Genomic DNA, 22,528 nt, shown 5'->3' on the forward strand with positions numbered 1-22,528 from the left:
GGCTCCTCGCGTTCAGCCGGTCCGGCTCGGCCGCCTGCCGGAAATGAGGTCGCCGTGGCTCTTCAGCAGGCGGAAGAGCCGGTCGGCCACCGTGCGGATGTCGCGCCGGTGGCGGTCCTCGCCGTTGGTGACGATCCACTGGCCGTGGCGCAGTTCGCGGATCTCCTCGCCCGCCCGTTCGAGCGTCGGGTCGAGGTCGCCGACGAAACAGGGCAGCACCGCCTGGCCGGCGCCGGCGCGCACGAGGTCGAGCAGCGAGCGCGGCCGGCTGACGAGGACGGCGATCCGCCCGCCCTTCCGTTCATGCGGCCAGCGCAGGTAGCTGGAAACCGCCGCCTCCCCGCCGACGGCGAGCCAGCGCTCAGAAAGCGTCTCGCCGGCATTGCGGCGGCGATAGGCGGCATAGGCGACCTCGCCGCCGTGACGGCTGATCAGGGTCGGCTCGGTCGGCTCCACCGCGCGCACGCCGACGTCCACCTCGCGATGGGCGAGACTCGCGCGACGCTCGGAGATCGAGAGATCGAGGCGGAAGGGATCGCGCGGGGCGCAGATCGCCGCCATGTTCTCGCAGACGAGCCACGTCACCCAGGTGCCGGCCATCAGCCGCACGACGGTCGTGCCCTGCGCCTCCTGCCGCCAGCTCTCGACGCCGCGGGCGATCGCCTCCATCGCCTGCACCTGCTCGAACAGCGCCTGGCCCTCGGCGGTGAGCCGGTAGCCGGTCTGGCTGCGCAGGAAGAGCGGCCGGCCCATCGCCTCCTCCAACTGCAGCACGCGCCGGCCGACCGTGGCGGGGCTCAGCCCCGAGGACTGCGCGGCCGCCGTCAGCCCGCCCCCACGGGCGACGTCGAGGAAGATACGGTAGGATTCCCAGGACAGGTTTTTCATGGATGAAAAACATAGTCCGGAATCCGGCCTTCGTGAATCGAAAACCGTCGGATAGTCTTTCCCCTGTCAGCAACGGCGCAAGGCCGTCACCCGAACATCGCTAGACCGTTCCGCGCCGCTTCGGCGCCGCGGCCTCCCGGCGCCCCGAAAGGAGAACCCCATGAACGACATGCTCGGCATGGCCGTGCTCTTCGACATGATGGCGAAGGAGCATCCCAGCAGGCGCCGTGCGGCGCCGAAGGACCGGCCCTTGCGGACGCGCCTGCGGGCGCTGCTCCATCGCCTCAATCTCTGATCATGCGAAAGGCCCGGTCTCCCGGGCCTTGGACGGCTGACAAAACCCCGAACCTCTCCTCCGTCATCGCCGGGCTCGGCGCGACCATCCATCGCCGGTGAGGTCAATGGATTCCCGGCTCAAGGCCGAGGATGACGACAGTGCGGATGAGAGATTTGCCAACAAGCCGAAGACCCGGTCTGCCGGGCCTCCATTCATGGGTAACAATCAAGCCGCGCGAGAATCCTGCCGCTCGTGGTCGGCGGCTTCGAGGCGGAACTGCTCGACCAGCGTCATCAGCATGTCGGCCTCGCCGGCGAGCTTGCGGCTGGCGGCGGTGGTGAGGTCGACCATCGAGGCGTTCTGCTGGGTCATCTGGTCCATCTGGTTGACGGAGCCGTTGACCTCGTGCAGCGCCGCCGCCTGGTCGCGGCTCGCCGTCGCCATGGTTTCGACGTGCTGGCTGACGGTGACGATCTGCCGGCTGATCGAGGCGAGCACGGCGCCGGTCTCCTGCACGAGATGCGCCCCGGCGCTGACCTCGCTCGTCGACTTCTCGATGAGCCCCTTGATCTCGCGCGCGGCATTGGCCGAGCGCTGGGCGAGCTCGCGGACCTCCTGGGCGACGACGGCAAAACCCTTGCCGGCCTCGCCGGCGCGGGCGGCCTCGATGCCGGCGTTGAGCGCCAGGAGGTTCGTCTGGAAGGCGATGTCGTCGATCACTTCGATGATCTGCTCGATCTGGCGCGCGGCACCCTCGATGCGGCCCATGGCGGCGATCGCGTTGCCGACGACGGCGGCGGAACTGTCGGCGCTGCGCTTGGTCTCGCCGACGACGAGGTTCGCCTCGTGCGCCCGCTCGGCCGACGAGCGGACGGTGACGGTGATCTCCTCGACGGCGGCGGCCGTCTCCTCCAGCGAGGCGGCCTGGGCCTCGGTGCGCTTGGAGAGCGCGTCGGCCGATTGCAGCATCTCGGCGCCGCTGCGCTGGATCGACAGCGCGTTGCCGCGGATCCGGCTCAGCGTGTCCTGCAGGCGCGTCAGCGAGACGTTGAAGTCCTGCCGGAGCTGCTCGAGGCGGCCGGTGAAGGGCGTGTCGATCTGGCGGGAGAGGTCGCCCTGCGCGAGGCGGCCGAGGCCCGCGGCGAGCGCATCGACGGCGAAATCGATCTGCCGGTCGAGCGCCTGCTTCTCCGCGTCGTTGCGGGCGCGTTCGGCCTCCGCCGCGGCACGCTGCTCCTCGCTCTCGGCCTCGATGCGGATCTTCGACAGCGCATTCTCCTTGAAGATGCCGAGCGCGCGGGCCATGTCGCCGATCTCGTCGGCGCGGCCCTCGCCCGAAATGCGGGTATCGAGGGCGCCGTCGGCAAGGCGGCGCATCGCGTCGGTGATCCGGCCGATCGGCCCCTTCAGCGTCAGCACCAGCGCGATGCCGGCGACGATGGCGATGGCGATGCCGAGCACGGTGGCGAGGACGGAGACCTGGTTGGCCTTGTCGCGCTCCGTACCGGCGCTCGTCTTCTGCTCCTCGGCGAACTGGGAGAGCAGATCCCAGATCCTGTCGATCGACGAACCCGCGGCCCGGAAGCTCGCGGCGCGCTCGGTGCTGATCTTCACCAGCGCGGCGCTGTCCTCGTCCATGCGGGTCAACGCCGGCATCAGCGTGTCGCCGACCGTGTCGAAAAAGGTGAGGCCGCTCGCGCTGCCGCGCAGGCCGTCCATGTCGCTGCGCACGATGGAGAGCTCGCTGAGCAGCTTGGCGCGGTTCTCCTCCGATGTCTCGCCGAGGAAGCGGGCGGCGGCGATCTGGATGGAATAGATCGAGTTCACGAGCTTGCGGGTGGCGACGAGGATCGCCTCCGACTTGATGATCGGCTCGTCCAGCTCGCCGAAGATGCGGGTCGCCTCGCGCATCTTCTCGGCGGCGGCCGATTGCAGCTGGATGCTGACCTGGCGGAAGCGGGAGACGCGGCGCGTGATCTCCGGCACGACGACGTCCACGGGGTCGGTCGAGCCGACGAGCTGGCCGAGCTCGCCCTTGGTGTTGCGGATGGTGTCGGAGACGACCTTCTGGCTCTTCGGCAGGACGGTGGCGACCGCCCGCTCGGTCTTGGTGATGAAGGGGAAACGCTCCCTGACGAGCGCGAGCTTGGCCTCCGGCGTGGCGGCCTTGCCGAAATCGGCCAGGAGGTCGGCGAAGAAGCGGCTGCCGTTCGTCAGCCGGTCGGCCTCGCGCAGCATGCTTTTCGCCGCGTTCTCGTCCTGGCGCACGGAGCGCTGCAGCTTCGTCGCCTCTTCGAGGATCTTGACCTGCTCGCCGGCGAGGAAGCGCAGGTTGGCGCCCATCGTGTCGCGAAGCCCGACCTCGCCGACATAGAGCTGCCAGAGCCCGTCCATGCGGGCCTCGATGTCGCGGGTCTGCGCCTGCGCGTCGACGAGCTTGGAGCGGTCGGCGTCCGGCGCGAGCCCGTCCATCGTCGACTGGAGGACGGCGACCTGCGCCTTCAGGTTCTCGTGCACCGCGTCGCGGCTTTCCTCGCTGGTGTTCTGGAGGAACTGGTTCATGCCCGCATAGACATCCTTGAAGCCGCTCAGCGACTGCAGGACGCTGTTCGATATCTCCATGCGCCCCTGGAGGAGGCCCGAGGCGTAGAGGCCCGTGAAGCCGACGGCCGAGATGCTGAGCACGAAGGGCAGGATGAAGACCAGGACCTTGGTCTGGATCTTGAATCGGGCAAGGATCTTGTCAATGAACATCGCGGAGCATCCGTTTGCGGCGCCTCCCCGTTTCCTCGCGGATCCGGATCGCCGGTTTGTCGAGTGGCATGCGGGCGATCGCCGCTCATCCGGGGGAGCATTCATTGCAAGCCGCGTCGAAACCCGTCATGGGGACACGGGGTCCGGAACCCTTTCCGCCAAGGATTGACCGCAATCTTTAAAATTCCATCACCGTTTTCAAACGATTTATAAGGGTGACGGACCGGGTTCAGGACAGGAGAAACGCCAGCGCGGCAAGGAGAAGGGCGGCGAACGCCGTGTGGCCGCAGATCATGATGCGGCGACGGCTTTCCGCGGCGGCAACGGCGATGGCGACGGCACGGGCGGGACGGCGGATGGACATGCGGCAACACTCCACTGGCAAGGTCGATCCGGACGATCCGGTCAGCCGGCCCACATCATGTTGTCCCCGCCGGCAGGCGGGAAACGCCGACATGCCGCCAGCATCGGCCGGGACGTCTTAAAGCCCGGTAAAGACCGCCTCCCCTTCCTCGCGGGTCAGGCGCTTTCGCCGGCGGCGCGGCCCGAGGCCCAGGCCCATTGGAAATTGTAGCCGCCGAGCCAGCCGGTGACGTCCACCGCCTCGCCGATGAAATGAAGTCCCGGCACCGCCTTCACGGCCATGGTGCGGGAATCGAGCGCCGCTGTATCGACGCCGCCGAGCGTCACCTCGGCCGTACGATACCCCTCCGAGCCCGCCGGCCGCATCCGCCAGTCGGCAAGGCGGTGCATGAGGGCGTCGAGGCGGCGGGACGACAGTTCGGCAAGCGGCCCGTCGAGGCCGAGGTCGGCGGCAAGACGCTGGGCGAGCCTCTTCGGCATGTGCTCGGAGAGCACGGTCTGCACCGCCTGCCGGCCGTTCTCCCGCCGGGCGGCGGCGAAGACCGAGGCGAAATCGAGGTCGGGACGGATGGCGACCGCGATCTCCTCGCCCTCGCGCCAGTAGGAGGAGATCTGCAGGATGGCGGGGCCGCTGAGTCCACGGTGGGTGAAGAGCATCGCCTCGCGGAATTCCGTCCGGCCGTGGCGGACGGCGACGTCCACCGCCACGCCCGGAAGGTCTTCATTGGCAGCGAGCGTCGCGGGGTCGAGCGTCAGCGGCACGAGGGCGGGGCGGGTCTCGACCACGGGGATTCCGAACTGTTCGGCGACGCGGTAGGCGAAGCCCGTCGCCCCCATCTTCGGGATCGACTTGCCGCCGGTGGCGATCACCAGCGCGGCCGCCTCGATTTCGCCCGCCTCCGTGACGATGCGGAACCCCGCGCCGGTGTGCTCGATCGCGGCGACCGGCGTCGACAGCCGCAGCTCCGCGCCCGCCGCCGCCATCTCGGCGAGCAGCATGGCGATGATATCCTTCGCCGAACGGTCGCAGAAGAGCTGCCCCAGCGTCTTCTCGTGCCAGGCGATGCCGTGGCGCTCGACGAGGTCCAGGAAATCCCGCGGCGTGTAGCGGGCGAGCGCCGATTTGCAGAAATGCGGATTGGCCGAGAGGAAGTTCTTCGGGCCCGCATGGATGTTGGTGAAGTTGCAGCGGCCGCCGCCGGAGATGCGGATCTTCTCGCCGGGCGCGCGGGCATGGTCGATGACGAGCACGCGACGGCCGCGCCCGCCCGCCGCGATGGCGCACATCATGCCCGCCGCCCCTGCCCCGATGATGACGACGTCCCGCCGCTCCGCCATGCGCCCGCTCTCCGTTCGCCCCCTCCATTCGGCGATCGGGGCGGAAAGTCAACCGGGCCGCGCCGGAGCCCCCCCTAGCCAAGGAAGGAACTCCGGCTATGATGGCGCATCGTCAACCAAGCCCGGTGCCCTATGCCGTCCAAGAAGAGAGTCTCTGCCCCCACGATCGAAAAAGCCGCACGCTCCGCCAAAATCCCTCCCTCTCTCAGCGTGCCGCGTGGGGTCAAGACCTGGAAGGAAGCCGCCGACTGGCTGCGGGCAAGGGGCATCGAGGACATCGAGTGCATCACGCCGGACCTCGCCGGCGTGCCGCGTGGCAAGATGATGCCGTCGTCGAAGTTCACGTCCAACACGTCGCTGGCGCTGCCCTCCGCCCTCTACCGCCACACGATCTCCGGCGACTATCCGGAGGAGACCGGCAATTTCCGCTACGAGCCGCGCGACAGCGACCTGAAGCTCGTGCCGGACCTGTCGACGCTCTCCGTCGTGCCGTGGGAGAGCGACCCGACCGCGCAGGTGATCTGCGACATCGTCGGCTCGACCGGCGAGAGCGTGCCCTATACGCCGCGCAACGTCCTGAAGAACGTCGTCTCGATGTATCGCGAGCGCGGCTGGAAGCCGGTCGTCGCCCCCGAGATCGAGTTCTATCTCGTCGCCATGAACGACGACCCGGACTATCCGCTGCACCCGCCGAAGGGCCGGTCCGGCCGCTCCATCCAGGGCGGGCAGGGCTATTCCATCGCCGGCATCAACGAGTTCGACGAGCTGATCGACGACATCTACCACTTCTCCGAGAAGCAGGGGCTGGAGATCGACACGCTGATCCACGAGGAGGGTCCGGCGCAGCTCGAGATCAACCTGCGCCACGGCGACCCGATCGAGCTCGCCGACCAGGTCTTCCTGTTCAAGCGCACGATCCGCGAGGCAGCGCTGAAGCACGGCATCTACGCCACCTTCATGGCCAAGCCCATGCAGGGCCAGGCGGGCTCGGCCATGCACATCCACCAGTCGGTGGTGGAGATCGAGACCGGCCGCAACGTCTTCTCCAATCCCGACGGCTCGGCCTCGCGGGAATTCTTCCACTTCATCGGCGGCATGCAGGTCTACGTGCCGAAGACGCTGGTGATGATGGCGCCCTACGTGAACTCCTACCGCCGGCTGACGCCGGACATGGCCGCGCCCGTCAACAATGCCTGGGGTTACGACAACCGCACCACGGCCTTCCGCGTACCGGTGTCGGACGCCAACGCGCGGCGCATCGAGAACCGCCTGCCCGGCTCGGACGCGAACCCCTACCTGGCGCTCGCCGCCTCGCTCGGCTGCGGCCTCCTCGGCATCATGCAGGGCCTGGAGCCGAGCGCGCCGACGGAGGACACCGCCAACGAGGGATCGATCGACCTGCCGCGCGGCCTGCTGGAAGCCGTGTCGCTGCTCGAATCCGATCCGGCGCTGGAGGACGTGCTGAGCGCGGAGTTCATCGGCCTCTATGCCGGCGTCAAGCGCGGCGAGTTCGAGACCTTCATGCAGGTGATCAGCCCCTGGGAGCGCGAGTTCCTGCTGCTCAACGTCTGAGCCGCACCCGGCGCGACCCGGGCGCCCCGAACCGATCTGCTGCAGCGCGAGGCCCCGGTGCGGCCGGCGTTGCCCCTTTTGAACACGAGAACAGACCATGTCCTGGCAAAGCCCGATTTCCCCCGGCATCTCCTGGTACGAGGCGACCGTCGGCGACCGACCCGAATACCCGCCGATGGACGGTGCCGCCACGGCCGACGTCGCCGTCGTCGGCGGCGGCTTCACCGGTCTGCAGGCCGCCTACAACCTTGCGCTGAAGGGCGTGCGCACCGTGCTGATCGACGCGCACCGCTTCGGCGACGGCGCGTCCGGCCGAAACGGCGGCCAGCTCGGCACCGGCCAGCGCGCCGAGCCCGCCGAGCTGGAGGCGCAGATCGGCTTCGAGCGCTCCAAGGCGCTGTTCGACCTCGCCGAGAACGCTAAGCGTTACATCCTCGGTTTCGCCGGGGCGCAAGGCCTCGACATCGAGTTCATGCCCGGCCAGCTCAACGTCTGTCACAAGAAGGCCTACGAGAATGACTATCGCGACACGCCGGCCGAGATGGCCCGCTACGGCTACGAGCACATGTCCTTCATGGACCGGGCCGAGACGCAGGAACGCGTCGGCTCCTCCTTCTATCTGTTCGGCATCCACGACACCGGCACCGGACATATCCATCCGATGAAACTCCTGGTCGGCCTCGCCCGTGCGGCGAAGGCCGCCGGCGCCGTGCTGCACGAGAAGACCCCGGCGCTGAAGATCGAGCGCAGCGGCGGCAAGGCGGTGATCACCACGCCGAGGGGCACGATCACGGCCGACCGGGCGCTGATCGCCTGCAACGGCTATATCGGCAATCTCGAGCCGCAGACGGCAGCCCACGTCATGCCGATCCGCTCCTTCATCGGCGCGACGCCGGTGCTTGACGGTTTCCCCTCCGTCATCCCGGGCGGCGAGTCGATCGCCGATTCGCGCTTCGTCGTGCGCTATTTCCGCAAGAGCCGCGACGGGCGGCTGCTGTTCGGCGGGCGCGAGGCCTATACGGCCGACAATCCGCGCGACATGACGCTGCACATCCGCCGCCAGATCACGGAGATCTATCCGGAACTCGACAAGGTCGGGATCAGCCACGCCTGGGGCGGCTCGGTCGGCATCACCATGCCGCGCCAGCCCTATGTGCGCGAGATCATGCCGGGCATCACCTCCATCGGCGGCTATTCCGGCCACGGCGTCATGCTGTCGAACTATTGCGGCAAGCTCTATGCCGAGGCGGCGACCGGCGGCAGCCCGGAGCTCGACCACCTGAAAGCGCTGAAAATCCCGGCCTTCCCGGGCGGCCGGCGCTTCCGCTCGCCGCTGCTCTTCCTCGCGCTCACCTGGTACGCGCTGCGCGACAAACTGTAGGTGTGCCAGAAGGGCGATTTTGTCGCGTTGCGCTCTGGTGTTTTTAAATCGATTAGATTATAACGCCGTCAACAAGAACGAGATCGAGATATTCCGATGAGCAGCCAGATCATTCCCGTTGAACCCTTCGACTATGTCGTCTTCGGCGGAACCGGCGACCTTGCGGAACGCAAGCTGCTTCCGGCCCTCTACCACCGGCAGCTGGCCGGCCAGCTCTCCGACCCGACGCGCATCATCGGCGCGTCGCGTACCGCCTATACGCATGCCGAATACCGCAAGTTCGCCGTCGACGCGCTGAAGGAACACCTGAAGAAGGACGAATACGACGACGAGCAGGTCAAGGCCTTCTGCGACCGGCTGTTCTACGTCTCGGTCGACGCCCGGTCCGACCAGGGCTGGGATAAGCTCAAGGACCTGCTCGACGAGGGCAAGGACCGCGTGCGCGCCTTCTACCTCGCCGTGGCACCGGGAATCTTCGGCGACATCTCGGAGAAGATCCGCGACCACAAGCTGATCACCAAGCAGACCCGCATCGTCGTCGAGAAGCCGATCGGCCGCGACCTCGCCTCCGCCAACGAGCTCAACAACACGATCGGCAAGGTCTTCCGCGAGGAGCAGATCTTCCGCATCGACCACTATCTCGGCAAGGAAACGGTGCAGAACCTGATGGCGCTGCGCTTCGCCAACGCGCTCTACGAGCCGCTGTGGAACTCCGCCCATATCGACCACGTGCAGATCACGGTTGCCGAATCCGTCGGGCTGGAAAGCCGCGCCGGCTACTACGACAAGGCGGGCGCGCTGCGCGACATGGTGCAGAACCACATCCTCCAGCTCCTCTGCCTCGTCGCCATGGAGGTCCCCTCCTCCATGGACGCGGAGGCCGTGCGCGACGAGAAGCTGAAGGTGCTGCGGGCCCTGAAGCCGATCGACCAGTACAATGTCGAGCGGCTCACCGTGCGCGGCCAGTACCGCGCCGGCGCCTCGGCCGGCGGTCCGGTCAAGGGTTATCTGGAGGAGCTCGACGGCGGCGTCTCCAACACGGAGACCTTCGTCGCCATCAAGGCCGAGATCGGCAACTGGCGCTGGGCGGGCGTGCCCTTCTACATCCGCACGGGCAAACGGCTCGCCACGCGCATGTCGGAGATCGTCATCACCTTCAAGCCGATCCCGCATTCGATCTTCGACCCGTCGGCGGGCCGCATCGAGGCCAACCAGCTCATCATCCGCCTGCAGCCGGACGAGGGCGTCAAGCAGTCGCTGATGATCAAGGACCCGGGTCCCGGCGGCATGCGGCTGCGCAACGTCTCGCTCGACATGAGCTTCGCCCAGGCCTTCGACGCCCGCAACGCCGACGCCTACGAGCGCCTGCTGCTCGACGTCGTGCGGGCCAACCAGACGCTGTTCATGCGCCGCGATGAGGTCGAGGCCGCGTGGCACTGGGTCGACCCGATCCTGAAAGCCTGGGACGTCACCGGCCAGCAGGTGCAGGGCTACACCGCCGGCACCTGGGGGCCGAGCCAGGCCATCGCGCTGATCGAGCGCGACGGCCGCACCTGGCACGAATCGTAAGGCGGGCCGATGAGCGCGAGACTGCATGAATTCGCCGACGGCGCGGCGCTGGCCGAGGCCCTTGCCGACCGGGTGGCGGACGTCCTCGCCGAGGCCGTAGCGCAACGCGGCGCGGCGAGCATCGCCGTCTCCGGCGGCTCGACGCCGAAGCTCTTCTTCAGGGCGCTGTCGTCCCGCAACATCGACTGGCCGCGGGTGACGGTCACGCTCGTCGACGAGCGCTTCGTGCCGGCCGACAATCCGCGCTCGAACCACCTGCTGGTCGCGGAGAACCTGCTGCAGGGCAAGGCCGCCGCCGCCCGCTTCGTGCCGCTCTACCGCGAGGCCGGAAGCGCCGAGGCGGCCGCGGAGCTCGCGAGCGCCGAGACGGCGGCGATTGGCCGGCCGTTCGACGTCGTCGTCCTCGGCATGGGAACGGACGGCCACACGGCCTCGTTCTTCCCCGGCGGCAGCCGCCTCGCCGAGGCGATCTCGGCAGAGACGCCGCGCGGCGTGATCACCATGGAAGCGGAAGGCGCCGGCGAAACCCGCCTCACCCTCACCTTCGCGAGCCTCCGGGACGCACGCCTGCTGGTGCTGCATATCGAGGGCCAGGGCAAGAAGGATGTGCTTGCCGCGGCACAGGCCGACGGTCCGGAGACCGACATGCCGGTGCGCGCCGTGCTGCGGCGTGCGCAGACGCCGGTCGACATCTACTGGGCACCCTGAATGATGCCCCGGCCCGCCGGCATGGCGGGCGCCTCCGGTGCTGCGATACGCGCCGGCAACCAGCGGAAGGCCCGCGCGATCTCGCACGCCCCGTTCCGCCGAAAGTGCAATCGAGAAAGGTCAGGATAGGTCCCATGTCCGCCGACAAACGCATCGAAGCCATCACCGCCCGCATCGTCGAACGCTCGAAACCGCACCGCGAACCCTATCTCGCCCGCGTGCGGGAGGCCGCCTCCAAGGGCGTCCACCGCTCGGTACTCTCCTGCGGCAACCTCGCCCACGGCTTCGCGGTCTGTTCCCCCGCCGAGAAGCAGGCGCTCGCGGGCGACCGCGTGCCCAATCTCGGCATCATCACCGCCTACAACGACATGCTCTCAGCGCACCAGCCGTTCGAGACCTATCCGGACCTCATCCGGCAGGCCGCGCGCGAGGCGGGCGGCGTGGCGCAGGTGGCGGGTGGCGTTCCCGCCATGTGCGACGGCGTCACCCAGGGGCAGCCGGGCATGGAGCTGTCGCTGTTCTCGCGCGACCTCATCGCCATGGCGGCGGCCGTCGGGCTGTCGCACAACATGTTCGACGCAGCCGTCTATCTCGGCGTCTGCGACAAGATCGTGCCCGGCCTGATGATCGCGGCGCTGACCTTCGGCCACCTGCCCGCCGTCTTCATCCCCGCCGGGCCGATGACCTCGGGATTGCCGAACGACGAGAAGGCGCGCGTGCGCCAGCTCTATGCCGAGGGCAAGGTCGGACGGGCGGAGCTGCTCGACGCCGAATCCAAGTCCTACCATGGTCCCGGCACCTGCACCTTCTACGGCACGGCGAACTCGAACCAGATGCTGATGGAGATCATGGGCTTCCACATGCCCGGCGCCTCCTTCATCAATCCCGGCACCCCGCTGCGCGACGCGCTGACGAAAGAAGCGGCGAAGCGCGCGCTCGCCATCACCGCGCAGGGCAACGAGTTCACGCCGGCCGGCGAGATGATCGACGAGCGCTCCATCGTCAACGGCGTCGTCGGCCTGCATGCGACGGGCGGCTCGACCAACCACACGCTGCACCTGATCGCCATGGCGCGCGCGGCCGGCATCCTGCTCACCTGGAAGGACATTTCCGATCTCTCGGACATCGTGCCGCTGCTCGCGCGCGTCTACCCGAACGGCCTTGCCGACGTGAACCATTTCCATGCCGCCGGCGGCATGGGCTTCCTGATCCAGGAACTGCTGAGAGGCGGCATGCTGCACGACGACGTGCGCACGGTCTACGGCCAGGGGCTTGCCGCCTACACGATCGACCCGAAGCTCGGCGCGGACGGCACGGTTGAGCGCGAACCGGCGCCGAAGGTCAGCCACGACCCGAAGATCCTCGCCAATGTCGAGACGCCGTTCCAGGCCTCGGGCGGGTTGAAGATGCTTTCCGGCAATATCGGCAGCGCCGTCATCAAGATCTCCGCCGTGAAGCCGGAGCGCCATGTCATCGAGGCGCCGGCCCGCATCTTCCACAGCCAGCAGGCACTGAACGCCGCCTTCAAGAACGGCGCGCTGACGGGCGATTTCATCGCCGTCGTCCGCTTCCAGGGGCCGAAGGCCTGCGGCATGCCGGAACTGCACAAGCTGACGACCGTGCTCGGCGTGCTGCAGGACCGCGGGCAGAAGGTGGCGCTGCTCACCGACGGGCGCATGTCCGGCGCCTCCGGCAAGGTGCCGGCCGCCATCCACGTGACGCCGGAGGCCGCCGACAACGGGCCGATAGGGCGCATCCGCGAAGGCGACATCATCCGCCTCGACGCCGTTGCCGGCACGATCTCGGTTCTGGCGGACGCCGCCGAATTCGCCGCCCGCCCGCAGGCGGAGGCCGATCTCTCGGAGAACGACTTCGGCATGGGCCGCGAGCTCTTCGCCCCCTTCCGCGCCATCGCGGGGCCGGCCGATCACGGGGCGAGCGTGCTGTTCGCGTGAAGGGGTTGAGATCACCCCTCATCCCGCTGCCGCGACCTTCTCCCCGCAAGCGGGGAGAAGGGAATGCCGCGCTGTTTTCCATTGACGGGAAGCCATCGTCGCCTGTCTCCTTCGCCCCGCAGGCGGGGAGAAGGTGGCCGGCAGGCCGGATGAGGGGCAGCGTTGCTCCCAGGCTCAGCTATAGATATCCAGCGTCCGGTTCTGGTGGTTGCGGTGCGTCGAGTAGACGAAGATGCGCTGCAGGTCCTTGTCGGAGAGAAGGCGCAGGAAGCGGGCCTCGACGATGTCGTTGGCATGCACGCGCTGCGTCAGGCAGCCGATCATCGGGATACGGGCGCTGACGATGTCGAGGTAGAAGTTGCGCGGGAGCTGGAACTTCGTCGTCATCGTGATGACGGCGCCGGAGCGCGACAGCTTGATGATCTGGCAGCGGCGCGAGACGAGATTGACGATGCCGCCGTTCTCGGTGAATTCGATGCGCGCCTCGTTGCAGGTGTCCTCCATCGGGAAGCTCTTCTCCCGATCATACATGAAGGACTCCTCCTTGTTCAGATAGTTCCCGCGCGGGGCGGGTACCTGAATGCTCATCCGACTGCTCCCGACTTGCCTTTCGTCACGGGAAGCCTGACGGAAAACGCTTAACACCGGGTTGAACGGCAGGACGAAATCCTGCCGCCCGTCCGCCTTTCAGAGCGCCCGGTAGCTCTGGCCGGCCGCGTTGAACAGGTGCAGCCGGGCACGGTCGGCCGTGAAGCGGACCTTCTCGCCGCGCTTGACGTCGAGAATGCCCGGTATCTTGGCGATGATCGGCTCTCCCGGCACGAGCCCCTCGATGTAGAGCAGCGTCACCTCCCCGAGCGCCTCGACGATCGAGACCGTCCCCTCGAAGAGGAAATCCTCGTCCGTCGTGATCTGCAGGTCCTCCGGACGCACGCCGAAGCTCGCCGTCTTGCCGGTCTCGCCGGGCGGCGTGGCGATGTCGACGCTGCAGACGCGGCCGCCGGTCAGCTCCAGCGCCGTCGTGCTGCCCTCGCCGGTGATCTTCGCCGGGATGATGTTCATCGCCGGCGAGCCGATGAAGCGGGCGACGAAGAGGTTAGCGGGGCGCTCGTAGAGCTCGAGCGGCGGGCCGACCTGCTCGATATGGCCGGCCGACAGAACGACGATGCGGTCGGCGAGCGTCATCGCCTCCACCTGGTCGTGGGTCACGTAGATCATCGTCGTGTCGGCCATCTGCTCGGAGAGCTTGGCGATCTCGATGCGGGTGGCGACGCGCAGGGCCGCGTCGAGGTTCGACAGCGGCTCGTCGAACAGGAAGACCTTGGGATTGCGGCAGATGGCGCGGCCGATGGCGACGCGCTGGCGCTGGCCGCCGGACAGCGCCTTGGGCAGGCGGTCGAGATATTGGGTGAGCTGGAGGATCTCGGCGGCCGCGCGCACGCGCCGGTCGATCTCCTCCTTGCTCTCGCCGGCGATCCGCATGCCGAAGGCCATGTTGTCGTAGACCGTCATGTGCGGATAGAGCGCGTAGGACTGGAACACCATGGCGATGCCGCGCTTGGAGGGCGGCACGTCGTTCACCCGCTGGCCGTCGATCAGCATGTCGCCGCCGCTGATCTCCTCCAGGCCGGCGATCATGCGCAAGAGCGTCGACTTCCCGCAGCCGGACGGGCCGACGAAGACGATGAACTCGCCCTGCTTGATATCGAGATCGATGCCGTGGATCACGTCCACCGAACCGTAGGACTTGCGGATATCCTTGAGCACCAGCCCGGTCATGTCTGTCTCCCCTTTTTAAGTTTCGCGCAATTCCGGACGCAAAACCGTTTCACACTTTTGCCGGAATTGCTTTGACCCCTCACGCGAAGCGGGCGAAGAACCCGCTCCAGGCCGGAAGTTCGATGATGTCCTCATGCATGCGACTTTCGAAACCGTGTCCGTCCAGCACCTCCAGCGTGCCCGCCGGCAGATCGGCGGCGCGCGCCACCGGGCTCATGTTGAAGATGCAGACGAGCTTCTCGTTGCCATGCGTGCGCACGAAGGAGAGGACGGCCCCCTCGGCGGACAGGAACTCGATCTCGCCCTTCACGAGCGCGGGATGCTCCTTGCGGAAGGCGAGGAAGCGACGGTAGTGGGAAAGCACCGACGAGGGGTCGCCCTCCTGCACCGAAACGGCGCGCTCCAGATGCTCCGCCGGCACGGGCAGCCAGGGCCTTGCCGCTGAGAAGCCGGCGGAGGGCTCGCGCCCGTCCCAGACCATCGGCGTGCGGCAACCGTCGCGGCCCTTGAAGTCCGGCCAGAACTGGATGCCGTAGGGATCCTGCAGGTCCTCGTAGGCGAGCTCGGCCTCCGGCAGGGCCAGTTCCTCGCCCTGGTAGATGCAGACCGAGCCGCGCAGCGACATCAGCAGGCTGGCGAGCAGCTTGGCGTGCGCGTCGTGATCCGCCACCGCCTGGCCCCAGCGGCTGACATGGCGCATCACGTCGTGGTTCGAGAAGGCCCAGCAGACCCAGCCCTCGGGCGCGGCGCGCTCCAGCGCATGCTGCACGTCGGCGACGAAGCCGGGCGTCAGCGGGTCGGGCGCCAGGAACTCGAAGGCGTAGCACATGTGCATCTTGTCGCCGCCGGAGGTGTATTCGCCGGCGATCTCCAGACCGCGCTGGCTGTCGCCCACCTCGCCGACGGCGGCGATCGCCGGGAACTCGTCCATGACGGCGCGGAAGCGCTTCAGGAACTCGAGGTTCTCCGGCCGGTTCTTGTCGTAGATGTGCTCCTGGTAATTGTACGGGTTCACGGCGGGCGCCGTCTGGGCGTTGCGCCGCTCGGGCGCGAGCGAGGGATTGTCGCGCAGTTCCTTGTCGTGGAAATAGAAGTTGATCGTGTCGAGGCGGAAGCCGTCGACGCCGCGCTCCAGCCAGAAGCGCTCGACCGACAGCAGCGCGTCCTGCACTTCCGGATTGTGCAGGTTGAGGTCCGGCTGCGAGGACAGGAAATTGTGCATGTAATATTGCAGGCGCGTCGGGTCCCATTGCCAGGCCGAGCCGCCGAAGATCGACAGCCAGTTGGTCGGCGGCGTGCCGTCGGGCTTGGAATCGGCCCAGACGTACCAGTCGGCCTTGGGGTTGGAGCGGCTGGAACGGCTCTCGACGAACCAGGGATGCTTGTCCGAGGTGTGCGAGAGCACGAGGTCGATCATCACGCGCAGGCCGAGCCGGTGCGCCTCGGCGACCAGCGCATCGAAATCGGCGAGGTCGCCGAAGATCGGGTCGACGTCGCGGTAGTCGGAGACGTCGTAGCCGAAATCCTTCATCGGCGAGGTGAAGAAGGGCGAGATCCAGATCGCGTCGACGCCGAGGGAGGCGATGTGGGCGAGCCGTTCCGTGATGCCCCTGAGGTCGCCGATCCCGTCGCCGTTGGAATCCTGGTAGGAGCGCGGGTAGATCTGGTAGATCACCGCGCCGCGCCACCAGTCCTTGTCCGGCGGAGGGAGTGTCGAGGGCGAAGTCGTCATGCGGATGCGTCCTGTGATGAGGTCCTGCGTCAGCCGCCCTTGACCGACCCCGCCAGCAGGCCGCGCACGAGGTAGCGCTGCAGGCTGAAGAAGACGATGAGGGGGACGACGATGGTGATGAAGGCGGAGGCCGTGAGGATTTCCCAGTTGCCGCCGCGCGAGCCGAGCAGGTTGACGAGGCGCCCTGTCAGCACCAGCTCGTCATTGCCGGTGCCGAGGAAGACCATGGCGACGAGCAGGTCGTTCCACGTCCACAGGAACTGAAAGATGGCGAAGGAGGCGAGGGCCGGGAAGGAGAGCGGCAGGATGATCTTGACGAAGATGTCGAAATCGCTGGCGCCGTCGACGCGGGCCGATTCCATGATCTCGCGCGGCAGGCCGGCCATGTAGTTGCGCAGGAGATAGACAGCGAGCGGCAGGCCGAAGCCCATATGCGCAAGCCAGATGCCGACGTAGGTCTTGGCCGGCACGCCGAAGAAGGCGCCCACTCCGTTATAGAGCTTGAGCAGCGGGATCAGCGACATCTGCAGCGGCACGACGAGCAGGCCGACGACGACGGCGATGAGGATCGCCCGGCCCGGGAACGGCATCCAGGCGAGCGCGTAGGCGCAGAAGGCCGCGACCAGGATCGGGATGATCGTCGCGGGGATGGCGACCGTCAGCGAGTTGATGAAGGAGGCGCCGATGCCCTCGGCCGACAACACTTCACGATAGTTGTCGAGCGTGAAGCGCGGCGGCACGGCGGCGGTGTAGAAGATGCGCTGGCCGCGCGTGCCTTCCATGCGGGTGGGCGAGACAATCTCGTAGCTGCCGTCCTCGTTGACGGTGAGCGTCTGGCCGTCGCCGATGTCGGCGGTGGCGCCCGCCTCGAAGGCGGCCGGCTGCATCGGGCGGAAGCCGAAGGCCGAGACCTTGGCGTTGGCGCCGTCGAGCAGGTTGCCGGAGAGGACGAACCTGCCGTCCTTCTCCACCTGCTCCTCTGGCGAGGCGGCGCGGCCGGCGAGGTTCTGCGAGGAGGTGGAGAGCGCCGTCCACCAGCCGGAGACGGCGAGTTGGTCCTTGTCGCGCAGCGACGAGATCAGCAGGCCCGCCGTCGGCAGGGTCCAGAGCGCCACGAGCAGCAGCACGGAGAGATGGACGAGGAAGGTAAGCGGCGAACGGGACGAGGCGATCATCTCAGCGACCTTCCATTTCCTTGGTGGCGTTGCGGATGTTCCAGATCATGATCGGGATGACCAGGACCATGATGACGACGGCGATCGTCGCGCCGCGGCCGAAGTCGCCGCCGCCGCGGAACATCCAGTCGAACATCAGGTTGGCAAGAACCTGCGTCTGCCATTGCCCGTTGGTCATGGCGAGCACGATGTCGAAGACCTTGAGGACGAGGATGGTAATCGTCGTCCAGACGACGGCGATCGTGCCCCAGATCTGCGGCACCATGATCTTGAAGAAGATCTGGAAGCCGTTGGCGCCGTCGATGACGGCCGCCTCGATCGTCTCTTCCGGGATGCCGCGCAGCGCCGCCGAGAGGATCACCATGGCGAAGCCGGTCTGGATCCAGATCAGGATGACCATCAGGAAGAAGTTGTTCCAGAAGGGGATGGTCATCCAGGCTTCCGGCGTGCCGCCGAGCCAGACGACCAGCGCGTTGAGCAGGCCGATCTGCTCGTTGCCGGCCGCGCGGTAGTCGTAGACGAATTTCCAGATGACGGCCGCGCCGACGAAGGAGATCGCCATCGGCATGAAGATCAGCGTCTTGGCGATGTTGCCCCACCAGATGCGGTCGGTCAGCGCGGCGATGACGAGGCCGAAGAAGGTGGAGAGCGCGGGCACCACCAGCAGCCAGAGGAAATTGTTGAAGATCGACTGGCGGAACTCGCCGTCGCGGAGCATCCAGGCATAGTTGGATAGGCCGACGAAGGTGCGTCCCGTCCGGTCGTGGAAGGAGAGGCGGAAGGATTCGAAAACCGGGTAGACGAGGTAGATGCCGAGCGCCAGCAGGGCAGGCGCCATGAACAGCCAGGGGCGGATCGCATTGGTAATTCGGAGATTACGCGATGCCTCGGCGCCCATCCGCCCCTTGGACGGGAACAGCCGGTCGAGCAGCCAGTTCGTCCCGAAGAAATAGAGGACGCAGGCGAGCACGCCCCCGATCATCGTGAAGACGGCGAATAACAGTTGCTGCATGGCATTTCCTCCCCAGGAATGCGTTCCCCCTGCGCGCGGACGCCCGGAGCGCCCGCGGACATGCGGACCGTTCACGCGGTCCGCCCGGTGAGCGGCCGCATGCCGGCATGCGATGCGGGAACCGGCCGGCAGGACGCCGGCCGATCCGTCGTTTCTTATTTGATGGCGTCCCAGGCCTTCTGGACGTCGCCCGCGACGTCGGCCGCCGACTTGCCGCCGACGAAGTCGACCATGCCGGTCCAGAACGCGCCGGCGCCGATCTTGCCCGGCATCAGGTCCGAGCCGTCGAAGCGGAACGTCGTCGAGGACAAGAGGATCTCGCCCTGCTTCTTCATCGGGCCGTTGGCATAGGCGTCCTTGTTGGCGCTCTTGAACGGCGTGAGGAAGCTCGACTGCGCCATCCAGACCTCATGCGCGATCGGCGTCTTGAGGAACTCGATGAAGGCGCGCGAGGCCGGCGTGTCCTTGGTGATCATGGCGAGCGTGCCGGCGCCGAGGACCGGATTGCCGAGCTCCGGCTTGCTGGCGTAGGGCGGCATGTAGAAGAAGTCCGCATCCTCGCCGACGACCGTGCCCTCCGGGAAGAAGGACGGGATGAAGGAGGCCTGGTGATGCAGGTAGCACTTCGGCGGCGAGGCGAAGAGACCCTTCGGGCTGTCGCGGAAGTCGGTGGAGGCAACCGCGGCCGCGCCGCCGTCGACGAACTTGTCGTTCTTGGCAAACCAGCCGAACTCGTCGAGCGCGCCGACGACGGCGGCGTCGTTGAACGGGATCTCGTTCGTCACCCACTTGTCGTAGGTCTCGGGCGAGGCGGTGCGCAGCATCAGGTCCTCGACCCAGTCCGTCGCCGGCCAGCCGGTGGCCCCGCCGGAGCCGAGACCGATGCACCAGGGCGTGCCGCCGTCGGCGACGATCTTCTCGGTCAGCGCCTTGAGGTCCTCCATGGTCTCGGGCACTTCGTAGCCCGCGTCCTCGAAGTTCTCCGGCACGTACCAGACGAGCGACTTCACGTCGATCTTGTAGGGAAAGCCGTAGAGCTGCGCGTTGCCGTCCTTGTCCTTGTAGGTCGAGAGATCCACCCAGGACTGGCCGGCGGCATAGTTCTCGAGCAGCCACGCCTTCGTCTCGTCACCGAGCGGCGAGAGGTAGCCCTTCGAGGCGAGGTCGGCGATGAGGCCCGGCTGCGGCAGGATGGCGATGTCCGGCGGGCTGCCGGCCTGGGTGTCGATGACGATCTGCTGCTCGTAGTTTTCGGACGAGGAATATTTCACCTCGGCGCCCGTCGCCTCGCGGAAATAGTCGAGGACGGATTCGGCCAGCACCTGATCCTCGCCGCGCCACGGGCCGAAGATGGTGAGCGTCTGGCCCTTGAGGTCATGGCCCGCCTTGAAGTCCTCGAAGCTCTGCCAGTTGAACTTCGCGTCCTCGCCGGGCTTGAACTTCAGCTCGGCAGCCCCCGCCCCGCCCGCCATCAGCGCGACGATGGCGGCCGTCATCAGCAATGTCTTCTTCACCTCTTTGCCTCCCGTAGCAAACCCGCCCCTTGCGAGCGGAACCCTCCCAAAACAGGCCAAATTCAAAGCGCTTTGGATTTTCTTTCATCCCACTCCCCCTGCCCGCCGTCAAGTAGCTTCATCGCAAAGCGCCGCATTTGTCGCAATGCAGCGTAGTTTTGCGTCGCAAAAAGACGGAAACCGCTTTTCCTCGCCGACGGGCTGATGCTAGATGGCCGAAGCGCTTTGGAAAAGGCCACGGGAGGGCGGCCGGAACTCAAAGCGCTTCGAATACCCGAGAAGGCTAAGGGCGTGAATCTCAAGCAGTTATCGCAATTGCTGGGCCTTTCCCAGACGACCGTCAGCCGGGCGCTGAACGGCTATCCGGAGGTAAACGCCGAAACGCGCCGGCGCGTGCTCGAGGCCGTGCGCGAGACCGGATACCGGCCGAACCGGGCCGCCCAGCGGCTGGCGACGGGCCGCGCCGGCTCGATCGGCCTCGTCATGCCGACGGCCGACGGCATCTATTCGGACGTGCATTTCGGCGAGTTCCTGGCGGGCCTCGGCGACGAGGCCGTCAAGCACGACTTCCATTTCGTCATCAACCCGAGCCACCCGGACGACGAGGCCGCCACCTGCCGGAAGCTGGTGGCGAGCGGCAATGTCGACGCGATCTTCCTCGCCTACATGCGCGAGAAGGACCCGCGCATCCCCATGCTGAAATCGCTGAAGACGCCCTTCGTCGTGCACGGCCGCACGATCGGCGTTCCGACGGACTATCCCTTCCTCGACATCGACAATACCGGCGCCTTCTACGATGCGGCGCGCCTGCTCGCCCAGCTCGGCCACCGCCATTTCGCGCTGATCAACGGCCCCGACCACCTCGCCTTCGCCATGCGCCGCAAGAAGGGCGCGAAGCGGGCGCTCGCCGAGCACGGCCTGACCCTGCCGGAAGAATGCATCTATCACGCGCGCATGACCGACGAGCAGGGCTTCCAGGCCATGGAGCGCTTCCTGCGGCTCGACACGCCGCCGACGGCCATCCTGTGTTCGAGCACGGTGCTGGCGCTCGGCGCGGTGCGGGCGATCAATCAGGCGGGCCTGAAGCTCGGCCAGGACATCTCGCTGATCGCCCATGACGACGTGCTGCCGATGCTGCGGCCGGAGAATTTCAGCGTGCCGCTGACGACGACGCGCTCGTCGCTGCGCGCGGCCGGCCAGCGCATCGCCCAGCGGCTGATCGCCGGCATCCTCAACCTCGAGGTCCTGCCGCAGCAGGAGCTCTGGAAGACCGACCTCATCGTGCGCGCCTCGACCGGCCCGGCGCCGGCAGGCAAACCGGCTTAAATTTTCTCACCAGAGCCGCTGCGCGTTTGCCGGAACCGCCTCAGAATTTCGGCGGCGTGCGGCCGGCCTTGCGATAGGCGGCGATCACGGTGTTGGCCATCAGCATGGCGATGGTCATCGGGCCGACGCCGCCCGGAACCGGCGTGATGACGCCCGCCACCTTCGCGCATTCCTCGAAGGCGACGTCGCCGACGAGGCGCGACCTGCCTTCGGCGCTGATGCGGTTGATGCCGACGTCGATCACCGTCGCGCCGGGCTTCACCCAGTCGGCCTTGACCATTTCCGGCCGGCCGACGGCGGCGACCAGGATATCGGCGTTGCGGCAGACGGCGGGAAGGTCCTTCGTGCGCGAGTGCGCCGTCGTCACCGTGGCGTTGGCGGCGAGAAGCAGCGCCGACATCGGCTTGCCGAAGAGGTTCGAGCGGCCGATCACCACAGCGTTGAGGCCGGAGAGGTCGTCGCCATGGGTGCGGCGCACGAAGACCATGGCCCCGGCCGGCGTGCAGGAGACGAGACCGCCGTCGAGGTCGCCGGTCGCCACCTTGCCGGCGTTGACGACGTGCAGGCCGTCGACGTCCTTCTCCGGCCGGATCGACTGGATGATCGGTTCGGACTTCAGGTGCCCGGGCAGGGGGAGCTGGACGAGGATGCCATGGATGCTCTCGTCTTCGTTCAGCGTTTCGACGAGACGGGCGAGCTCTTCCTGCGTCGTCGCTTCCGGCAGCGTGTGCTGGATCGAGTTGAAGCCGCATTCCTTGGCCATCCTGCTCTTGGAGGAGACATAGGCGTGGCTTGCCGGATCGTCGCCGACGATGACGACGGCAAGACCGGGCTTCACGCCCGCTTCCTTCTCCAGCTGGACGGTCGCGGCCTTGACGGCGTCGATCACGGACGCGGCAACCTGCTTCCCATCGATAATGGTGGTCACATTTCTCTCCCTGATGAACTGCCCGCACTCTATCGGCGCATCCGGCCGGCGCGATAGCCTCTCCACGCCCTATGCTGTCCAAAACGGATAAATTCAAGCGCCGACGGCCGGCCGCATTCGTTAACGCGCGTTTTCCTTTTGCATGTGCGGAGAGCGCCGTCGCCTGCCGCCACGCCCCGGAACCGGCCCCATGCGTCCATTTATGACGCAGGCCGCCGCGGTTTTTTTGATCACCGGCAAAGGGAAACCGCGCTATG

At 67.2% G+C, this 22,528-nt stretch carries 18 protein-coding genes; 7 read left to right on the top strand and 11 right to left on the bottom strand.

The window, feature by feature from the left end:
* Nucleotides 1-12: 12 nt before the first annotated feature.
* The gene (locus tag NNZ72_RS15475) at nt 13-888 is read right to left on the bottom strand and encodes a LysR family transcriptional regulator (protein WP_257316270.1); all 876 of its coding nucleotides are present in this window, start codon (nt 886-888) and stop codon (nt 13-15) included.
* 160 nt (nt 889-1,048) lie between these two features.
* On the opposite strand from NNZ72_RS15475, the gene NNZ72_RS15480 reads away from it, so the two are divergent.
* The gene (locus NNZ72_RS15480; protein WP_257316271.1) at nt 1,049-1,183 is read left to right on the top strand and encodes a hypothetical protein; all 135 of its coding nucleotides are present in this window, start codon (nt 1,049-1,051) and stop codon (nt 1,181-1,183) included.
* Nucleotides 1,184-1,390: 207 nt separating this feature from the next.
* Here the strand turns inward: NNZ72_RS15480 and NNZ72_RS15485 are convergent, their stop codons facing one another.
* The 3 genes from NNZ72_RS15485 to NNZ72_RS15495 form a co-directional block, all read right to left on the bottom strand.
* Nucleotides 1,391-3,919: a methyl-accepting chemotaxis protein gene (locus NNZ72_RS15485; protein WP_257316272.1), complete on the bottom strand. Its 2,529-nt coding sequence runs from the start codon at nt 3,917-3,919 to the stop codon at nt 1,391-1,393.
* 229 nt (nt 3,920-4,148) lie between these two features.
* Nucleotides 4,149-4,283: a hypothetical protein gene (locus tag NNZ72_RS15490; RefSeq protein ID WP_257316273.1), complete on the bottom strand. Its 135-nt coding sequence runs from the start codon at nt 4,281-4,283 to the stop codon at nt 4,149-4,151.
* 155 nt (nt 4,284-4,438) lie between these two features.
* Nucleotides 4,439-5,620 (bottom strand): BaiN/RdsA family NAD(P)/FAD-dependent oxidoreductase, encoded by a 1,182-nt coding sequence (locus NNZ72_RS15495; protein ID WP_257316274.1) that lies wholly within the window; start codon nt 5,618-5,620, stop codon nt 4,439-4,441.
* Nucleotides 5,621-5,752: 132 nt separating this feature from the next.
* On the opposite strand from NNZ72_RS15495, the gene NNZ72_RS15500 reads away from it, so the two are divergent.
* From NNZ72_RS15500 to edd, 5 genes are all read left to right on the top strand, one after another.
* The gene (locus NNZ72_RS15500; protein WP_257316275.1) at nt 5,753-7,192 is read left to right on the top strand and encodes a glutamine synthetase family protein; all 1,440 of its coding nucleotides are present in this window, start codon (nt 5,753-5,755) and stop codon (nt 7,190-7,192) included.
* A 97-nt stretch (nt 7,193-7,289) separates the two neighbouring features.
* The gene (locus NNZ72_RS15505) at nt 7,290-8,573 is read left to right on the top strand and encodes an NAD(P)/FAD-dependent oxidoreductase (RefSeq protein ID WP_257316276.1); all 1,284 of its coding nucleotides are present in this window, start codon (nt 7,290-7,292) and stop codon (nt 8,571-8,573) included.
* Between the two features lie 96 nt (nt 8,574-8,669).
* On the top strand, nt 8,670-10,142 hold the full coding sequence (zwf, locus tag NNZ72_RS15510) for a glucose-6-phosphate dehydrogenase (RefSeq protein WP_257316277.1): 1,473 nt from the start codon (nt 8,670-8,672) through the stop codon (nt 10,140-10,142).
* A 9-nt stretch (nt 10,143-10,151) separates the two neighbouring features.
* A complete protein-coding gene (pgl, locus tag NNZ72_RS15515; protein WP_257316278.1) occupies nt 10,152-10,850 on the top strand; it encodes a 6-phosphogluconolactonase in 699 nt (232 codons plus the stop codon).
* Between the two features lie 134 nt (nt 10,851-10,984).
* Nucleotides 10,985-12,805 carry a phosphogluconate dehydratase gene (gene edd, locus NNZ72_RS15520; RefSeq protein ID WP_257316279.1) on the top strand — a complete coding sequence of 607 codons (1,821 nt, stop codon included), beginning with the start codon at nt 10,985-10,987 and terminating at the stop codon, nt 12,803-12,805.
* Between the two features lie 174 nt (nt 12,806-12,979).
* Here the strand turns inward: edd and NNZ72_RS15525 are convergent, their stop codons facing one another.
* The 6 genes from NNZ72_RS15525 to NNZ72_RS15550 form a co-directional block, all read right to left on the bottom strand.
* On the bottom strand, nt 12,980-13,393 hold the full coding sequence (locus NNZ72_RS15525) for a hypothetical protein (protein ID WP_257316280.1): 414 nt from the start codon (nt 13,391-13,393) through the stop codon (nt 12,980-12,982).
* 99 nt (nt 13,394-13,492) lie between these two features.
* Nucleotides 13,493-14,584, bottom strand: a complete 1,092-nt coding sequence (locus tag NNZ72_RS15530; RefSeq protein ID WP_257316281.1) for an ABC transporter ATP-binding protein — start codon at nt 14,582-14,584, stop codon at nt 13,493-13,495.
* Between the two features lie 79 nt (nt 14,585-14,663).
* Complete coding sequence (gene bglA / locus NNZ72_RS15535) at nt 14,664-16,316, bottom strand: beta-galactosidase BglA (protein WP_257316282.1); 1,653 nt, start codon at nt 16,314-16,316, stop codon at nt 14,664-14,666.
* 29 nt (nt 16,317-16,345) lie between these two features.
* Nucleotides 16,346-17,491, bottom strand: coding sequence for a carbohydrate ABC transporter permease (locus NNZ72_RS15540; protein ID WP_257316283.1), 1,146 nt, complete (start codon nt 17,489-17,491; stop codon nt 16,346-16,348).
* A 1-nt stretch (nt 17,492) separates the two neighbouring features.
* The gene (locus NNZ72_RS15545; RefSeq protein ID WP_257316284.1) at nt 17,493-18,503 is read right to left on the bottom strand and encodes a carbohydrate ABC transporter permease; all 1,011 of its coding nucleotides are present in this window, start codon (nt 18,501-18,503) and stop codon (nt 17,493-17,495) included.
* A 155-nt stretch (nt 18,504-18,658) separates the two neighbouring features.
* Entirely contained in the window at nt 18,659-19,999 is a 1,341-nt protein-coding gene (locus NNZ72_RS15550; RefSeq protein ID WP_306766330.1) for an ABC transporter substrate-binding protein, read from the bottom strand.
* A 309-nt stretch (nt 20,000-20,308) separates the two neighbouring features.
* On the opposite strand from NNZ72_RS15550, the gene NNZ72_RS15555 reads away from it, so the two are divergent.
* Nucleotides 20,309-21,343, top strand: a complete 1,035-nt coding sequence (locus tag NNZ72_RS15555) for a LacI family DNA-binding transcriptional regulator (protein ID WP_257316286.1) — start codon at nt 20,309-20,311, stop codon at nt 21,341-21,343.
* Nucleotides 21,344-21,383: 40 nt separating this feature from the next.
* Here NNZ72_RS15555 and folD read toward each other — a convergent pair whose 3' ends face one another.
* Nucleotides 21,384-22,271, bottom strand: coding sequence for a bifunctional methylenetetrahydrofolate dehydrogenase/methenyltetrahydrofolate cyclohydrolase FolD (gene folD, locus NNZ72_RS15560; RefSeq protein ID WP_257316288.1), 888 nt, complete (start codon nt 22,269-22,271; stop codon nt 21,384-21,386).
* Nucleotides 22,272-22,528 lie beyond the last annotated feature (257 nt).

The organism is Shinella pollutisoli (assembly GCF_024609765.1).
GTDB lineage: Bacteria > Pseudomonadota > Alphaproteobacteria > Rhizobiales > Rhizobiaceae > Shinella > Shinella pollutisoli.

What these genes read in the sequence shown, in the direction of transcription:
- NNZ72_RS15475 (WP_257316270.1), bottom strand. Translation starts at nt 888, where the DNA reads ATGAAAAACCTGTCCTGGGAATCCTACCGTATCTTCCTCGACGTCGCC.
- NNZ72_RS15480 (WP_257316271.1), top strand. Translation starts at nt 1,049, where the DNA reads ATGAACGACATGCTCGGCATGGCCGTGCTCTTCGACATGATGGCGAAG.
- NNZ72_RS15485 (WP_257316272.1), bottom strand. Translation starts at nt 3,919, where the DNA reads ATGTTCATTGACAAGATCCTTGCCCGATTCAAGATCCAGACCAAGGTC.
- NNZ72_RS15490 (WP_257316273.1), bottom strand. Translation starts at nt 4,283, where the DNA reads ATGTCCATCCGCCGTCCCGCCCGTGCCGTCGCCATCGCCGTTGCCGCC.
- NNZ72_RS15495 (WP_257316274.1), bottom strand. Translation starts at nt 5,620, where the DNA reads ATGGCGGAGCGGCGGGACGTCGTCATCATCGGGGCAGGGGCGGCGGGC.
- NNZ72_RS15500 (WP_257316275.1), top strand. Translation starts at nt 5,753, where the DNA reads ATGCCGTCCAAGAAGAGAGTCTCTGCCCCCACGATCGAAAAAGCCGCA.
- NNZ72_RS15505 (WP_257316276.1), top strand. Translation starts at nt 7,290, where the DNA reads ATGTCCTGGCAAAGCCCGATTTCCCCCGGCATCTCCTGGTACGAGGCG.
- zwf (WP_257316277.1), top strand. Translation starts at nt 8,670, where the DNA reads ATGAGCAGCCAGATCATTCCCGTTGAACCCTTCGACTATGTCGTCTTC.
- pgl (WP_257316278.1), top strand. Translation starts at nt 10,152, where the DNA reads ATGAGCGCGAGACTGCATGAATTCGCCGACGGCGCGGCGCTGGCCGAG.
- edd (WP_257316279.1), top strand. Translation starts at nt 10,985, where the DNA reads ATGTCCGCCGACAAACGCATCGAAGCCATCACCGCCCGCATCGTCGAA.
- NNZ72_RS15525 (WP_257316280.1), bottom strand. Translation starts at nt 13,393, where the DNA reads ATGAGCATTCAGGTACCCGCCCCGCGCGGGAACTATCTGAACAAGGAG.
- NNZ72_RS15530 (WP_257316281.1), bottom strand. Translation starts at nt 14,584, where the DNA reads ATGACCGGGCTGGTGCTCAAGGATATCCGCAAGTCCTACGGTTCGGTG.
- bglA (WP_257316282.1), bottom strand. Translation starts at nt 16,316, where the DNA reads ATGACGACTTCGCCCTCGACACTCCCTCCGCCGGACAAGGACTGGTGG.
- NNZ72_RS15540 (WP_257316283.1), bottom strand. Translation starts at nt 17,491, where the DNA reads ATGATCGCCTCGTCCCGTTCGCCGCTTACCTTCCTCGTCCATCTCTCC.
- NNZ72_RS15545 (WP_257316284.1), bottom strand. Translation starts at nt 18,503, where the DNA reads ATGCAGCAACTGTTATTCGCCGTCTTCACGATGATCGGGGGCGTGCTC.
- NNZ72_RS15550 (WP_306766330.1), bottom strand. Translation starts at nt 19,999, where the DNA reads ATGACGGCCGCCATCGTCGCGCTGATGGCGGGCGGGGCGGGGGCTGCC.